Below are 16899 nucleotides of genomic sequence, written 5' to 3'. Positions count from 1 at the left end.
CTAAAAAGCAAGAACAGTATGCAACGAAACAAGCGTTAATGCTTTAGCCACTGAATACAAACCCTATCCATCAAGGTTGATCATATTGACGAGCAATTTAAAGCATCAGAGGCGAGGGACGAGAAGCAACAAAAAGGTATAGAAGAAATTCTGAATATTCTCAACACTTCAAAAGGTCTTGCTTCATTTATTAAAACGAGCGGTGCAATAACCGCTTCTCTTTCCGCTATTATCTATGCACTCTATAATCTCAAGAATTGGATTAAAGGATGATACAGTCGTTTCTTGTAGGGGAAGTCTTTAGATTTGCTCTTCGGTTTATCCCGTCTGTATTTGAGAAAATAGCTGATGGTGTATTAGAATATCTGATGCAAAAACAATCGATAGAATATGATAAAATGAAACTTGAGTTGGCACGGATTAACAGCTCTACTCAACTAGATCTTGCAGATATTAAATTGGAGATTGAAGAACTCAAAGCTGATCAGCTAATCAGATTAGCAAGAATAAAAGCCCAAAAGGTCAAGAGTGGCATACAATGGATTGATGGCTTTAACGCTTTTGTTCGTCCTTTGACATCACTTTTTTGGATTATTGTTTATCCGTTATTGGTCTGGTGGAGTGTGAAAGGAGGGCATCTTTGACAGAAGCCCCTTTTCGATCCTAAGCCCATTTGAACAAGAGATTATCGCTTGTATCCTTGGTTTCTGGTACACCGATAAAATTGTGCAGAAGAGGCGGGGTTAGTTAGCTCCCGCTGCTCCCAGCTCTGGTTTAGGTGCTTCAGCTGTTGTAGCCGCTCCAGCTTGTTTAGGTGCTTCAGCTGTTGTAGTTGCTCCAGCTGGTTTAGGTGCTTCAGCTGTTGTAGCTTCTCCAGCTTTTTTAGGAGGTGTGTCAGCTGGTTAGGTTTAGCTACTTCAGCTGCTTTAGCTGCCGATTCTGCTGCTTTAGGTTTCGTTTTATTACAACCACCTGAGGAACCGTTACAAGGACCTAAGAAGGAAACGTTACAACCACCTAAGGAAACGGCTGTTGATAGCATTGCAACTATAGAAATTAAACCTGGCTTTTTTATATTCATATTGTTATCCATATATACGTATTTTAATATCATTTAATGCAAATTAATATCAGCTAACAACTATATATTTAATGCAAAATTAATATCATCTAAAAACTATATATTCCGCGAGTCAATACCCTGCCGCAGCTTTTAATTGATTTGGTTAAGGGCTTTGTAGTGCAGAAGAGGCGGTGAGCGGTTATTTAGGATCCCTGCCTGTTAAATTCTTATAGTCTCTCTTTAGTTGATTCGTCGCATTCCATACTGGCTTAGTCACATGATACAATTCGGTAATTTTAGCGTCTGCTTCTTTTACCTCTGGGTGTGATTTGTCGCCTCCATGTTTATTCAACAAAAAATCGTAATTAATTTTTAGATCAAGATCTTTAGAACTTAATTCGTCCTCTTTTCGTTTCGATTCTTTCCATTTTTCATACAGTATTTGGCTATCAGATTTAACCAGTATTTGTTTTGTATTTCCACTATCACTACCAGATTTATTTTCTTCTTTTGGTATTATTAGTTCTTCTGTACTTTTACTACAAGAAGTATTTGCTATTGGTATTTGAGCTATCTTCGCAGGAGTGTTATGAGATTCAGATTCTAACAAATCACAACCATTTAACCATACAGACGATGACAACAGTATGGAAGTCAATGCAATTTTTTTTGATATCATCATTAAACTCTTTGGTTTTAAAAATAAAAAAATATTTTACAACACACCTGAGTGAAATAGTCTAGTAATTGAAAATTGCATTTTTTATCTATTCGTAACCTCTTCTTGATTTAATCAAAAGATTTGCAGGACTTCGCCTAACAGCTTATCGATGTTCTGCTGGCATTTGGACTATCGGTTATGGCCATACTGGAAATGATGTTTTTGAGAACTTGGCCATAACTGAACAACAAGCAGATGATCTTCTTAAATGGGATGTTTCGAAGTGCTTAAGCCAAGTATTTACCGTTTCTCCGATTCTTATTCATGCTGGTGAAAACCGCATATCGGCTATTGGAGATTTTGTTTTTAATTTTGGAATTGGAAGATATCGGGCAAGCGCTTTAAGGAAATGTGTAGATGCTGAAGATTGGGTTACTGCTTCTCATGAAATACGAAAATGGGTTTTTGCTGGTGGCAAAAAGCTCAACGGATTGGTATTGAGGGGAGAGGTTGAAGCAGAGCTGTTGTTGAAAAATTAGATAAAAACATGATTATGAATTACTAGCGTTAGTCGCACTTTCTTAAAAGGTAAGACCAACTTATATAAAAAAGTTCTACTAAATCAATATCTTACAATTTTAGTGGTACGCCCTAGGGGAATCGAACCCCTCTTTCCAGAATGAAAATCTGACGTCCTAACCGATAGACGAAGGGCGCATACTCGTTGCCCGCGCACAGATTCCATAAGAAGAACGGACGCTGCAACGACTCTTGTATATTCAAAAAATAATAGAAACACAAGAATTCTCTCTTATTTTTTGAGCATTTATATCAGTGTTTTATAAAAAAAGTAAATGATCTGGAATAACTGTGGAAAAGTATTATTGGATATCTTTTTATAAAAAAAATTTTCAAAATATTTAGGAGAATATTTTCGCGATAGGTTGTTATGAGTTATTTTCTAAGAGATTGGATTGCTAGTTGTTATTTAACAGCGGAAGCATGGATATAAATATTTTCTATGGGATGCTATCATCAAATGATTTCTAGATTGCTAGATAATAAAAAACAGATTGAGTATGTGGTTTTTTTATTTGTTGACCAAATATGTCAAGTGAGCGAAAAACTATTTCTTCAAGGAAAATACTACTACTGTTATAGCAATATCTATTCCGCTGAGAGACCTTTATATTGCATGTGCATTCCTTTAAATTTAATAAAAAGGAATGCTAAAAAATTTTTTATTTCAATGTAATAGATGATATCGTTTATATCAACCATATGTAAATGGGGGAATATTATTTGTAAAAATTATTATTTACTCTATTGATAATCCAGAGAAACGTTTTTTGAATTTTGATACTTGTCCTCCGCGATCAGTGATTTTTCGTTTTCCACCAATCCAAGCGGAATGTGAAAGAGGATCAATATCAAGTTTCATGACAGCTCCTTCTTCTTTCCAAGTAGTGCGGGTTTGATATTCTGTTCCATCAGTCATAACGACTGTGATTAAGTGAGTTTTTGGATGAATGTTTTTTTTCATTTTTTTCTCCTAGGATGAAGGATTTTAAATTAAATGTAGACCAACAAGATAAGAATTAGATATTAGTGATTTCTTTAATTTAGCACAACATGTCTGATCAAACATATTAGCATAACATAAAATCCAACGGTAGTGGTCTATTGATATAATATGGCAAATAAAATGGCACAGAAGAATTCCAAAAATATCCTTTCATTATTTAGATTTCAGATGTTGTATCTTAGATATTGTTGGTGGTTTTTAATAGGGGAATTGGTAGCGATCTTTCTTTATTCAGGTATTATGCTATGGCTTCCTATCATAACTTCTGTTCTGTTAAAGAAAGTAGGGATAGCGCCGTATCTTTGGTGTGTATTTATGTTCTTGCTTTTGGCAATTGCGAGTTCTTTGCGTTATTATTGTGCTACAATGCTCGGAGAGCGCATGATTTTGTTTATGCAAAGAGATATTATTGCGAAGCTTATCAATTTTTCTCCTTCTTTTTTTAGTTCAAGAAGCCATAGCGATATTTTTTCAACCTTAGTTAGGGATACAGAGAGAATTAAAACCACGATAGGAATCAGCATGTCGATTGTGTTGCGCAATTTGCTGATGGCCCTTGGCTCTATGTATATGATGTTTTTCATTAGCATAGATCTTTCACTGAGCATTATAGGCGTGGCATGCATAACAATTATCTTGATTATTATTATCATGAAGTTTTCACGTAAAAAAGTTAATACTCTTTATCTTGATGAAAAAAAACTATTAAATATTTTCTCTGACATGATTAAATCTATGATGGTTATACAATCTTTTAATGCAGGAAAAGAAAGTGTAAAAAGTTATAACATACAATCTGAAAAGACATATAAAAATTTTCTGAAATCTGTACTCATTCGCGCATGTATGACATGTTTCGCGATCTTTTTTCTATCTTGTGGCATTTCTATGGTATTGTTATTGGGGGCGCATCGTGTGTCTATCGAAGGAATGTCACAAGAAAAATTAACTCATTTTTTAATCTATTCTTTTACTTTTTTAGGATCAATAAGATCTGCTTCAGGATTTGTTGGAGGAATATCACAAGCAATTGCTTCGTTGAAACGATTGCGTGATTTGATGGCATATGAGTTGGATACTCCATCTCCACCTCTATCTGTAGCACTTCCCTCTCCAGTATTGGGAAGTATTGTTTTTCGAGATGTTTCATTTTTCTATCCTAAAAAGTCAGCAAAATCTATTTTAAAAAATATCGATTTCACAGTACGTTCAGGGGAAACAGTAGCATTAGTGGGGCTTTCTGGTGCTGGGAAAACTAGTTTTTTTCTTTGTTATTGCGTTTTTATAATCCTTGTTCAGGATCTATAGAAATAGATGGCATAGATCTTCGGAATGTATCATTAAAAGAAATTCGTCGGTGTATTGCTTGGGTTCCACAGAATCCACTAGTGATTAGTGCATCTGTGCATGATAATATTGCTATAGGATTTCCTAAGGCGACTCGTGAAGAAGTTCAGAATGCAGCGATAGCTTCGCAAGCGCATGAATTTATCAGCTGTTTAGAAGAAGGATACGATACGATTTTAGGAGATGATGCAATACATTTATCAGCGGGTCAAATTCAGCGTATCGCCATTGCGCGTGCCATTTTGAAAGATGCACCAATTTTGTTGTTGGATGAGATGAGTTCGGCACTAGATATTAAAAATGAAAAGAAGATATGGGAAATGTTGCGTGCAAAGAGACGGGGGCGTACGACAATTTTTGCATCTCATCGACTATCCACTATTCAGAATGGAGATACAGTTTTTATATTGCATGATAAAGTAATTGTAGAAAAAGGAAAACATGAAGAGCTTCTGAAAAAATCAGATCTTTATGCTCATTATCATGCCGTTGATATTTCTTAAAATTGGTATTACCGTTATTTTAAGTATAAGATGTAGACGCATTGGCAGTGTATTTACTATTGTTGGGATGATTTATTGTAAATGAAAAATAATGTAGGAAATACCTAGAATATGAAATATTTTCTTAGTATTTCTTGGACAAGAGATAATTTTTAATATGTCTTCTTCGTCTTACTGCCTTTTTAAAGGATTAAAATATCAACTAAAATAGTTTGGATTAATAAGGAATAAATATTGTGGATAAGAGTAAGGCATTGGATGCGGCATTATCGCAGATAGAACGTTTATATGGAAAAGGGTCAATAATGCAGCTTGGCTCTCAAAGTAGTATTTCTGAAGGAGTTGAAGTTGTTTCTAGTGGTTCTTTAGGGTTGGATATTGCTTTGGGGATAGGTGGTTTTCCCAAAGGGCGTATTGTTGAAATTTATGGTCCAGAAAGTTCTGGAAAAACGACTTTAGCTCTTCATGCCATTGCTCAGTCTCAGAAAGCAGGAGGAACATGTGCTTTTGTGGATGCAGAGCATGCGCTGGATTCTGTTTATGCGAGAAAACTAGGAGTTGATTTGAAGAATTTACTCATTTCTCAACCAGATACGGGTGAGCAAGCGTTGGAAATAACAGATATGCTGGTGCGTTCAGGAGCGGTGGATATCATTGTTGTAGATTCAGTTGCTGCGTTAACTCCGCGTGCTGAAATTGAGGGCGATATGGGTGAAAGTTTGCCTGGATTACAAGCACGTTTGATGAGTCAAGCACTGCGTAAGCTTACTGGGTCAATTTCTCGTTCTAATTGTATTCTTATTTTTATTAACCAAATAAGGATGAAAATAGGAGTTATGTTTGGATCTCCCGAAACTACTACAGGAGGAAATGCACTGAAGTTTTATGCTTCTATTCGATTAGATATTCGCCGTATAGGTGCTATTAAGGAAAAGGATGCGATTGTTGGGAACCAAACGCGAGTAAAAGTTGTTAAAAACAAAATGGCTTCTCCGTTCAAGCAAGTGGAGTTTGACATCATGTATGGAGAAGGCATTTCTCGTGTTGGTGAACTGATTGACTTGGGTGTTAAGGCTTCTATCGTTGATAAATCAGGAGCGTGGTTTTCATATAAGGGGCAACGCTTAGGTCAAGGGCGTGAAAATGCCAAGGTGTTTTTACGAGACAATGTTGAAGTGGCCAGTGATATAGATAATTTATTACGCCAAAATGCTGGATTAGTTTCAGATATCCTTTTACAGGAACCTGCAATTAATACGAGGGATGACGCTAATGTTGAGTAAATGAGTAGTATTTACTGTATAAGTATTCGGTATAGTTGGTGTGTAGAACGCGCTTGATTTTACAATAGAAATTAAAGGCTATTGCAATGAGAAATCTGGGTAGTATTCGGAAGACATTTCTTGATTTTTTCCAAAAAAGAGAACACAAGATTTTAGATTCTTCTTCACTTATTCCGCATAATGATCCAACATTAATGTTTACCAATGCGGGTATGGTTCAATTTAAAAATATTTTTACAAGCCAGGAAAAACGTTCCTATAAGACAGCGGCAACGGTACAAAAGTGTGTCCGTGCCGGTGGCAAACATAATGATTTGGATAATGTTGGTCGTACTACGCGTCACCATACTTTTTTTGAAATGTTAGGTAACTTTTCTTTTGGTGATTATTTTAAAGAAAGAGCTATTAAACTTGCTTGGGAACTTCTGACTAAGGAATTCGATATTGATTGTCGTCGAATTGTTGTAACGGTTTATGATGGCGATGAGGAGGCTTTTAATCTTTGGAAAAAAATTTCTGGTTTGCCCTCTAATAAAATTATTCGTGTTGCTGGTAAAGATAATTTTTGGTCAATGGCTGATACTGGTCCATGTGGTCCTTGTTCTGAAATTTTCTTTGATCAGGGAGAGGGATTCCTAGGAGGATTGCCAGGATCTGCTGAAGCAGGAGATCGTTATCTTGAGATATGGAATCTCGTTTTTATGCAATTTGAGCAGAAAAGCCAGAAAGAGCGTTGTATCTTGCCTAGTATGTCAATAGATACTGGCATGGGATTAGAGCGCATATCGGCTGTCTTGCAGGGGAAGACGGATAATTATGATATAGATCTTTTTAAAACCCTCATTCAAGCTTCCGAACAAATAACGGGAGTAAAATATAAGGGAGATGATATTATCAATCATCGTGTTATTGTTGATCATCTTCGTTCATCTTCTTTTCTTATTGCAGATGGTATATTGCCCACAAATGAAGGACGTGGATATGTATTACGGCGTATTATGCGTCGTGCTATGTGTTATGCTCGATTATTGGGATATGAAGACCCTCTTATGATGCGTCTTTTCCCTGTTCTTTGTTCTGAAATGGGAAGTGCATATCCTGAATTAATTCAAGCTCAGCTGCTTATTGAAGAAACCCTCAAGGTAGAAGATATGCGGTTTAGCAAGACATTGGATAAGGGAATTTATTTGCTTGATGAAGTATCATCTTCTCTAGAAAAGAATGCGATTTTAGATGGAAGTGTTGCTTTTAAATTATATGATACACATGGTCTTCCTTTAGATATTATGCAAGATATTTTATGGGCACGGGGCTTGGGTGGTGTAGATGTTGCTTCTTTTAAGCAATCTTTAGAAGAACAAAGGTCGAAGGCACGATCCCATTGTTTGGGTTTAGGAGAGAAAATAACAGAAAAAATTTGGTTTTCTCTCAAGGAAAAATACGGCACTACTCAGTTTGTAGGCTACAATATTCATCATGGTTCGAAAGTAATAGCGGGAGATGAAAAAAAAGGTGATTATTCATTATCCCAAAAACCTTCGGTAGATTTTACTCAAGGAATTCCAGCTATAGTCAAAGCTATTGTGCTGCAAGATTCGATAGTTGATGTAGCAAGAGCAGGACAAAAAGTTGAAGTGCTCTTTGATCAAACGCCTTTTTATGCTGAATCAGGTGGTCAAGTAGGAGATACGGGTATTGCTGTTGGTGAGGGAGTTAGCCTTCAGATTACTGATGTACAAAAAAAAGTAGGGGGAATATTTGTTCATCATGCGACCATTGAACATGGTGTATTGCGAACAGAGATGCCAATTATTCTTACAATTAATTACCAAGATCGTCGGCAACTGAGTATTAACCATTCGGCAACACATTTGTTGCATGCGGCATTACGTACGATTCTAGGTCCCCATGTTTCTCAAAAGGGATCGCATATTATTCCTGAAAGATTGCGTTTTGATATAGTGCATTCAAAGCCAATAACCAGAGAAGAGATAAAATTGATTCAAGATCATATTAATGATGTTATTGCACAAAACTATTCTATTATAACGAGAATTATGAATATAGATGATGCCATAGCATCTGGATCCTCTGCTTTATTTGGGAAAAAATATAGTGATAAAGTAAGAGTTGTTTCCATAGAATCTGACGATGGGAGAGTTTATGCTTCTGAATTATGTGGAGGAACTCATGTTTCTTCTACAGGAGAAATTATGCTCGTACATATTGTTTCTGAAAGTGCGGTCAGTGCAGGTATTCGTCGTATTGAGGCTGTTTCTGGACAAAGAGCCCGTTCATATCTTGTTGAGCAGGATGAAAAAGTGAGATCACTCGCTTCTTTTCTGAAAGTACAACCAAGTAATGTTGTCAAACGTGTAGAAGAAATTTGGGAAGAGCGTCGTGAACTTCATCTTATCAATGCTAAGCATAAATTAAAATTGAATGTTGATGATTTGTCTTGTCATACGATTGCAAATGTTAATTTCATGAGTCATGTGATTCCTGATGCGGATTTCAAAGAACTTAAGGGATTAATTGATATGTTGCAAAAAAAAATAAAATCCGGAATCATTATGCTTATTGGTGTTTCTAAAGAGAAAAAAGCTTCTGTTGTGATAGCAGTTACGCAAGATTTAATTGATCGTTTTAATGCAATTAATCTTGTTCGTTTAGCTGCTAAGGTATTGGGTGGCAGTGGAGGTGGTGGACGTCCTAATATGGCTCAATCTGGTGGGCCAGATGGTAATAAAGTGGATCAATCTATTGCCAACATTGTATCTTTTTTAAAAAATGAAATAGAAAAATAGAGATAAAAACGTTGTTCCAAACCTTTTTTATTTATGGCTAGAATTTGCTAGAAATAGCCCGATGATAGAAAAAATTATAGTACAAATGAAAGGGACAAGACTTCTCAATGGGTATTGTTGTTTTCTTTATATAAAGATTCTAGCGAGTATAATTTTTTTAATAGTATTTTATTCTTTTCGCCCATTATAATTCAATTATTTTACCATTAGAAATTTAATTTAATAAGGGTAAAGCATTTTTTCGGGTTTAACAATGGTGTCATATTCTTCGGCAGAAATGAGTCCGCTAGCGATTGCTTCTTCTTTAAGTGTTGTGTTGTTGTGATGGGCTTTTTTGGCAATCATAGTTGCATTATCATATCCTATTTTAGAGGTCAGAGCAGTTACCAGCATTAAAGATCGGTTGAGAGAATTTTTAATATTATCGATACGTGCTTGGATATCGAGGACGCAATTATTAGTAAAAGACTCAATAGAATCACTCAAGAGTTGTATGGATTGCAAAACATTATAAGCAATCATTGGCTTATAAACATTGAGCTCGAAATGTCCTTGGCTATTGGCAAAAGTAATAGCGGCATGGTTCCCAAAAATATGAGCACAAACCTGTGTTAGCGCTTCACATTGTGTTGGATTAACTTTCCCCGGCATTATAGAAGATCCGGGTTCATTTTCAGGTAGTGCTAGTTCTCCAAGCCCAGAACGCGGACCAGATCCTAAGAATCGAATATCGTTGGCTATTTTAAAGAGAGAGGTAGCCGTTGTATTAATGGCTCCATGACAAAAAGTAACAGCATCATGAGTAGCAAGTGCTTCAAATTTATTAGGAGCGGTAATAAAAGGTAATCCGGTAATGTTACGTATGTTGAGGGCAATTTTTTCGGCAAATCCTACTGGAGAATTCAATCCAGTCCCAACAGCTGTTCCGCCTTGAGCCAGTTCATAAAGACCATTTAAGGTTATTTCTATGCGTTTAATGGAGTTCTTAACTTGTGCAGCGTATCCTGAAAATTCTTGGCCTAAAGTTAAAGGAGTTGCGTCTTGGGTGTGGGTGCGTCCAATCTTGATAATATCTTGAAACTCGTTGATTTTTTTTGTAAGGGCTGAATGTAAATTGCGAAGAGTTGGTAACAGACGATGCACTATCCGCTCTGCACACGCTATGTGTATTGCTGTTGGATAAGTATCGTTTGAAGACTGGCATAAATTAACATGATCATTAGGATGAACGGGATTTTTTGATCCCATAGTTCCTCCTAGTATTTCTATTGCACGATTGGATATTACTTCGTTAACATTCATATTGGACTGTGTTCCAGAGCCTGTTTGCCAGACGACTAAAGGAAAATGAGCATCTAATTTGCCGCTAATCACTTCTTCTGATGCTTTTATAATAGCATTTCCGATTTTTGGATCTAGTTTTCCTAGTTCCATATTAACACGCGCTGCTGCTTGTTTGATAATTCCAAGTGCACGTATGATAACAAGGGGCTGTTTTTCTTCTCCAATTTTGAAATTTTCTAAAGAACGCTGTGCTTGCGCCCCCCAATAGCAATCTTTTTGTACTTCAATAGTGCCAAAACTATCTTGTTCATTACGGGTATTAGACATTATTTCTTCTTTCAATATTAGAAACTAAGTTAGTCAATTGGATGCATTATAAATGTTTTTTTCGTTAATATAAGTAAATGATCATATTTTTTTGATTATGATTTCTGTTTAAACTCTTAGTTTAGGATAGGCAAATGTATGTGGTATTATGATTTATTTTATCTTACTTTTATCCACTCTTTTTTGTTTCATAATGACTTCTATCACTTTATTTTTCCCTGTAGTAACTGAAAATTCTCGGGAGTAAATTCTTTCTTTGTTGCGTGCAATAACAACATAATCTCCTTCTGAAAGAATCATAGAAGGGAAAGCATGAACGCTTTCACCTACTGTATCTCCACCAGCTGTTAATATTGACCATGCAGTATCAGCAATTGCTTCTCCACCTGCTTCTGATACAAGTTTAAATGTTGTTTTGGCAGCTCTATTCTGAATAGTTACATCAATGACTTTTCCAGATTCTACTTTAACGATAGTACTGACAACAGCATTATATTTTCCATAATGAGAAGTTATTTGATAATTAGTTGATCCCAATAATCGTATGAGTGTTCCAGAGCTTACTTTGTCAGCAATCATCAAGGGTTTTTGATTGGGATTGGAATAAATAGAAAAGGTGAGTTCATCGTCTACAATCGGTGAATCTGGCTTGTATATGCTATATAAACGTATTCCTCCTGCGTTGAATACAAACGTATGTTTTTCGATTTGTTTTGTTGGGGTAACGGTTATTCTTTTAACGACTCCAACATGACCAAAAGAAGCACTAACCAAATAATCTCCAGGGAAAAGTTCTAAGTATACTATTCCTCCTATAATTTTCTTAATAGTTGATAAAGTATCTTTTTTATTCAAAGTAGTATCAAATACATGCCAAGAAACACCGCTGTTTATAAAAGGACTATTTTCAGTTAAGCGTGCTTTGCAAATAATTTTTTGGGCGGGAATTATTTTTTTACCTTTTCCTTTTGACATATCATTAGACGATGTAGATGTCGTGTGAATGTCACTAGGATTTTCTGTTTTAGCATAGGATGGAAAAGAGCAGTGTATGCTCATAATAATGCTGATAACATAATAGAAGAATGAACTTTTATGGAGAGATAAATATAGTTTCATTATTGTTGACTAAGATGATAGTTGTTAAAAACATTTCTGCTAAAATCGATATTTTCTTGCACATGAGAGTAGATGACATATATCCTTAAAGGCAGTTTAATCAATCCATCATGATAACAAATAATCGTTTACAAGTACATTGAGTTCCACAGCATTGCTTAATATAATTTGAAAAATAAAATAGAGGAGATCTTGTATGGATATTTCTTCATTATTATTAAAAAGAAAATTTCTGTCAGATTAAAATGAGGAAAATATAAATCCAATAGAGATTTGTTTTTATTTCTCGTTCTTATAAAATTATCGCGATGATATTTTTTTATAAGAATAGTTTCTTTTCTTTTCTTTTCTTTTTAAGTATTTTTTGGTAGCTGTTGTAGAATACATTTTTTAAAATGGGAAGATCGTTATTTTATCCCAAATCATTGTCTTATATTTTATCGCTCTTCTCTTTTAATAGAGAGTACTAATTTATTCTCAAAAGATAATTTTATGATATCCTCGTTGTGGTTGGGACCTTCAGGTAATAAAGATGAATATATTTGATTCTCGTGCGATTTGTAGTAATTTCCCAGTAAGTGGTTTTTTTATTTTCGTCGTACTTTATACGATAGTCTGTGCATCCATTATAGGAACTTGGAAATATGGTATATACAAGCGTCCTGCATTAGACATGATCGCTTCTATGATCTGTGGATTGTTGATGTCTTTGTTAATTATTTTATCTTTTAGCATTATGCAGGATAAAAAACCGCATTTTTGGATAGGTCCAAGCATGCATAAAAATTTACTTTCTGACTGATAATCTCAAAATTACAGTTCATAAAATATAGATTTAGGCACGATTAAATCTACAGGCACATCATGAATAGAAATCAAAAATTACCAAATACTATTACATAAAAAGAAGGATACTGGCATAAAAAGAAAAAAATTCAATGCTTTTACATTTTACGAAGCAGAAAGCTAGTTATCCTTGTCTCACTTTATGTTTGGGGCTAATCTTATTGATAATATAGATTCTGTTTTTACGGCGCACGATTCTATTTGCACGGTGACGCGACTTAAGTACACGAAGAGAATTTCTGACCTTCACGATATAGCACTCCAGATAAAAACAATAGGGATAAACACATCTATCTTTCTTTCATTTTTAAGTCAATAGTTTTATTGGTTTTCTGACAAAGGATGTACAAGAATATCTTTTGGATAGATCTGTGTGATATGCCCCATTTTTCTTCCAGGAAGCGTTTTTGATTTTCCATAAATATGGACAATACTAGAATCACAATTGAGCCATTTTTCGGATTGATTAATTTCAGATCCAATGATGTTATACATCACACAATTTGAATGTCTGTAGGGATTTCCAAGGGGGAGGCCAGAAATGCTACGAATATGTTGTTCAAATTGTGAAATAGTACAAGATGCTTCCGTCCAGTGTCCAGAATTATGAACGCGTGGTGCCATTTCGTTGATGAGAACGTTTCCATCCTCTGTAACAAAGAATTCTATACACAGGACACCAACATAATTGAGTGCGTTCAAAACCTTTTCCATTGCGCTATAAGCTAAACAGGTTGTTTTTTTGCTGATATGGGCGGGGACTACCGATTTGTGTAATATCCCATTAATATGGGTGTTTTGTATGGGGTCATAGAAATGCATAGAACCGTCAAGAGCGCGAGCAGCTATAATTGATATTTCACAATCAAATATTGCAAAGTGTTCAAAAATCAACGGTTTATTGCCAAGAGAAACGTATAGATTTTTTGTGGAATCATTTTGATTATAGACCTTTTGCCCCTTGCCATCATATCCCATACGTCTTGTTTTTAGTATGCCTTTACCTTTGAAATTGGTAAGAATTTTTGTCAGAGATTCTTGTGAATTAATTTCGCAAAAATCTACTGTACTAAGACCATAATCTTGGAAAAATTGCTTTTCATACAAACGATCTTGGGCAATTTCGATTACTCTAGCCGATGGGTGTGTGGGAAGCAGTGTAGAGAGGTATGAGATTGATTTAGTAGGAATATTTTCATTCTCATATGTTACGTAGTCGCAAAGATTAGCTAAATTTTTCAGGGAATCTATATCATCATATTGTGCCACTATTTGCCGATTAGAAACTTGGTTGGCGGGGCAAGTAGAATCAGGGTCTAAAATAACAACGCAAAATCCTAAGCGGGCGGCGGACATAGAAAGCATGCGCGCTAATTGCCCCCCTCCAATAATGCCGATTGTTTTTCTATTCATTCTGAAAAATCCTTCGGGTATTCGGAAACTGATGTCGTTTGTTGGATGCGCCAATCTTCCAAACGTTCAGTAATATTTTCGTCATTCAGCGCAAGAATCGCTATTGCTAATAAAGCCGCATTGACCGACCCAGATTTCCCAATGGCTAGGGTTCCTACAGGCACTCCTGCGGGCATTTGAACAATTGATAAAAGGCTGTCTAGCCCTTGGAGCGCTCGCGACATTATTGGTACCCCTAAGACAGGTAGAGATGTCATAGCGGCGATCATTCCAGGTAAATGTGCAGCTCCGCCAGCTCCCGCAATTACTAATTTAAATCCTTCGAAACGAGCGTTTTTAGCAAATTCTACTAATCGATCGGGAGTGCGATGTGCTGAAATAATGCGTGCTTCGTAATCAACTCCTAACGTATCCAGCATATCAGCTGCATATTTCATGATTTTCCAGTCAGATTGACTTCCCATAATAATGGCGATAGGGGGAGTTCTGCTCATAATTTCTCCTTTATATTATGTTGTCAGAAATAACTTGTTCTTGGATGATAGACAAGTATAGGGCAATATTTTCTTCCATTAATGATGATAGTTGATGATCATCTTGGTGTTTCAGTTGTTCTATCTTGCAAAAAGATGGAGGAATAGGGCTTGTGTTTTTTCATATATTTGAAATATTTTTGGGGATATCTGACGAATCATAACGGATCTGTGAAAGCTAATTGACAGTGATTGTCCGTGTATTTTATGCGCATTGATTTCAGCTGGTTGGATTAAGGGATCAATGGGGCGTTTATGATATAGGATGTTTTTTGAGATGGATCGCATGATAAAAGTAAAAACAAAAATTGTCCTTCTCGTTTTGTATTTAAGTGGAGGTTTTGTGAATTACTAAAGATTAATTGCATAGATTCCTTTGTAGGATGCAATCGCTCTTTTTAAATATTTTTTGCTATCTTTTTTGCAAAAAAACAAGAACTATCATATAGTTAAAAATATAAAATTAATCGTAGTATTGCTCATTATAAAGTAGCTATAAGGCGCGTCATATAGAGAGGAAAGTCTTTTAAATTGTGGATTGTGAGCATTGTATTTATTCCTTTATGGATAACGTGCTTTCCCTTCTATTCCTTGTCGCATATTTTTATAAGAATGGGATGATAAAATATTTTTAAATTTACCATATTTTTTTTAGAGAGTATCCTTCATTATGCTTGAAAGCGTACAATCAATCAAATTTATTGATTGTTGTCAATTGCTCTTTGTACATTGAATCTTGAGCATGCGAATCAAAAAATGGATTTTCTGCTGTAATTATAGTGGTAAATTTTGATTTTATGGTCTGATGTGATTAAAAAAGTTCTATTTTTTTATCATAATATTTGTGTGTATATTATGATAGAGATAGAGATTTTATGATTTTTTTGTCAAATTTTCTTTATACTGTGGCGAAAGATCGTTGACTCTCTCTCTATAGAAAGAATACGATAATCTTCTTTCTATAGTGTGTGTATGTTTGTCATGAGTTAAGTTTTCCTGATTTTATCTGCGCTTTTTTTGACTTAGATGATTATACGAAAGAGAGATCTATAATATGCCCCGTTCTGCTCTTCTCAATGTTATGGTAAGTGCTGCTTTAAAAGCCGGTAAATTGTTGTCACGTGATTTTGATGAGGTGCAAAATTTACAGGTTTCTCGGAAAGATCCTAGTGATTCCGTAGCGCAATATCATTTAAAATATCAAGAGATTATTTATCAGGAATTGTTGTATGCCCGCCCTAAGTATGGTTTTTACGGCGAGGGAAAATCATGTGTTGGACAAGATAGTTTGACGCGTTGGATTGTTGATCCATTGAATGGTTCTACCAATTTTTTACACGCTATTCCGCACTTTTGCATCTCGATTGCTTTGGAACGTGCGCAAGAAATAATTGCCAGCGTTATTTTTAATCCTATTACAGATGAGTTGTATACAGCTGAACGTGGTGCTGGGGCTTTTTTAAATGATCGTCGTATACGTGTTTCCTCTCGCCGTCTTTTGTCTAAATCTCTTATTTCTTGCGGTATTCCGCGTGTCACTTGTCAACAAAATAATCATTTTCTTGCCCATTTTAATGGCATTATAGATAGTATAGCTGGGGTGCGTAGTTTTGGTGCGATAGCTCTTGATTTGGCTTATATTGCATCTGGTCGATTTGATGGTTTTTGGGAAAAAGGATTTTCTCCATGGAGTATTGCGGGTGGATTACTTCTTGTTCGTGAAGCAGGAGGATTTGCCACTGATTTTTTGGGGAAAGCTACGATTGTCGAAAGCAAAAGTATCATCAGCGGCAATATACACATCCATAAACAACTTTTAACTGTCATGAATAGCTAAGTGCTTTTCATTTTATGTTCTGCTACAGCTTTTCTCACGATGGGATATTAAAGCTTGCAAAGCGTTCTATATTTCAGCGATCTATTGTTAAAGGAAAATGATTTTTGATTGTGTCGCAAATTGTTGACATTGAACTAAAGCTAATAGATTGCTAAATCTTGCTAAAAAAAGAGAATAAGATTAAAAAATAATTAGTTTAGGATTTCTTTTTTCTTCATGGCTAAACTATGAAAAGAGATTTTTTATATTTAAAGAAATTTTTTTTTTTACTAATCTTTGTATGGATCTGAT

The 16899-nt window shown here is 35.4% G+C and carries 13 protein-coding genes, 1 tRNA gene and 2 pseudogenes; 7 read left to right on the top strand and 9 right to left on the bottom strand.

The features are described from left to right. The first annotated feature begins 269 nt into the window (after positions 1-269). Positions 270-747: pseudogene (locus tag CKC_RS04960) on the top strand (hypothetical protein). Here CKC_RS04960 and CKC_RS04955 read toward each other — a convergent pair. Both CKC_RS04955 and CKC_RS04950 read right to left on the bottom strand, forming a co-directional pair. Beyond that, complete coding sequence (locus tag CKC_RS04955) at positions 686-1081, bottom strand: small effector proten (protein ID WP_013462425.1); 396 nt, start codon at positions 1079-1081, stop codon at positions 686-688. The pseudogene CKC_RS04960 and the gene CKC_RS04955 sit on opposite strands and share 62 nt — an antisense overlap. 181 nt (positions 1082-1262) lie before the next feature. Further along, positions 1263-1742, bottom strand: coding sequence for a hypothetical protein (locus CKC_RS04950; RefSeq protein WP_013462424.1), 480 nt, complete (start codon positions 1740-1742; stop codon positions 1263-1265). 113 nt (positions 1743-1855) lie between these two features. Here CKC_RS04950 and CKC_RS04945 point away from each other — a divergent pair, with 113 nt between their 5' ends. Further along, complete coding sequence (locus CKC_RS04945; protein ID WP_044054126.1) at positions 1856-2263, top strand: glycoside hydrolase family protein; 408 nt, start codon at positions 1856-1858, stop codon at positions 2261-2263. Between the two features lie 103 nt (positions 2264-2366). Here the strand turns inward: CKC_RS04945 and CKC_RS04940 are convergent. Both CKC_RS04940 and rpmE read right to left on the bottom strand, forming a co-directional pair. Next, a tRNA-Glu gene (locus CKC_RS04940) sits at positions 2367-2441 on the bottom strand. A 601-nt stretch (positions 2442-3042) separates the two neighbouring features. Next, positions 3043-3267, bottom strand: coding sequence for a 50S ribosomal protein L31 (gene rpmE / locus CKC_RS04935; protein WP_013462423.1), 225 nt, complete (start codon positions 3265-3267; stop codon positions 3043-3045). A 150-nt stretch (positions 3268-3417) separates the two neighbouring features. Between rpmE and CKC_RS06430 the strand changes: the two are divergent. The 3 genes and pseudogenes from CKC_RS06430 (at position 3418) to alaS (ending at position 9249) form a co-directional block, all read left to right on the top strand. Further along, a pseudogene (locus CKC_RS06430) lies at positions 3418-5159 on the top strand (ABC transporter ATP-binding protein). A gap of 236 nt (positions 5160-5395) precedes the next feature. Then, positions 5396-6442 (top strand): recombinase RecA, encoded by a 1047-nt coding sequence (recA, locus tag CKC_RS04925; RefSeq protein WP_013462420.1) that lies wholly within the window; start codon positions 5396-5398, stop codon positions 6440-6442. Between the two features lie 86 nt (positions 6443-6528). After that, on the top strand, positions 6529-9249 hold the full coding sequence (gene alaS / locus CKC_RS04920; RefSeq protein WP_013462419.1) for an alanine--tRNA ligase: 2721 nt from the start codon (positions 6529-6531) through the stop codon (positions 9247-9249). A gap of 219 nt (positions 9250-9468) precedes the next feature. On the opposite strand, the gene fumC is transcribed toward alaS, so the two are convergent. Then, positions 9469-10860 carry a class II fumarate hydratase gene (gene fumC, locus CKC_RS04915; protein WP_013462418.1) on the bottom strand — a complete coding sequence of 464 codons (1392 nt, stop codon included), beginning with the start codon at positions 10858-10860 and terminating at the stop codon, positions 9469-9471. 153 nt (positions 10861-11013) lie between these two features. Further along, on the bottom strand, positions 11014-11919 hold the full coding sequence (locus tag CKC_RS04910; RefSeq protein WP_013462417.1) for a hypothetical protein: 906 nt from the start codon (positions 11917-11919) through the stop codon (positions 11014-11016). Positions 11920-12511: 592 nt separating this feature from the next. Here CKC_RS04910 and CKC_RS04905 point away from each other — a divergent pair. Then, on the top strand, positions 12512-12781 hold the full coding sequence (locus CKC_RS04905; RefSeq protein WP_013462416.1) for a hypothetical protein: 270 nt from the start codon (positions 12512-12514) through the stop codon (positions 12779-12781). Between the two features lie 168 nt (positions 12782-12949). On the opposite strand, the gene rpmJ is transcribed toward CKC_RS04905, so the two are convergent. From rpmJ to purE, 3 genes are all read right to left on the bottom strand, one after another. Then, positions 12950-13075 (bottom strand): 50S ribosomal protein L36, encoded by a 126-nt coding sequence (rpmJ, locus tag CKC_RS05995; protein ID WP_076969620.1) that lies wholly within the window; start codon positions 13073-13075, stop codon positions 12950-12952. Between the two features lie 71 nt (positions 13076-13146). After that, the gene (locus tag CKC_RS04900) at positions 13147-14238 is read right to left on the bottom strand and encodes a 5-(carboxyamino)imidazole ribonucleotide synthase (RefSeq protein ID WP_013462415.1); all 1092 of its coding nucleotides are present in this window, start codon (positions 14236-14238) and stop codon (positions 13147-13149) included. Further along, entirely contained in the window at positions 14235-14732 is a 498-nt protein-coding gene (gene purE, locus CKC_RS04895; RefSeq protein WP_013462414.1) for a 5-(carboxyamino)imidazole ribonucleotide mutase, read from the bottom strand. The genes CKC_RS04900 and purE overlap by 4 nt, the downstream gene beginning before the upstream one ends. A gap of 1093 nt (positions 14733-15825) precedes the next feature. On the opposite strand from purE, the gene CKC_RS04890 reads away from it, so the two are divergent. Next, on the top strand, positions 15826-16608 hold the full coding sequence (locus CKC_RS04890; protein WP_013462413.1) for an inositol monophosphatase family protein: 783 nt from the start codon (positions 15826-15828) through the stop codon (positions 16606-16608). The last annotated feature ends 291 nt before the right edge of the window (positions 16609-16899 follow it).

Origin of the sequence: Candidatus Liberibacter solanacearum CLso-ZC1, from assembly GCF_000183665.1 — a bacterium.
Lineage (GTDB): Bacteria > Pseudomonadota > Alphaproteobacteria > Rhizobiales > Rhizobiaceae > Liberibacter > Liberibacter solanacearum.
Note: the sequence above shows the minus strand (reverse complement) of the source record. Positions and strands in the feature narration are given on the sequence as shown.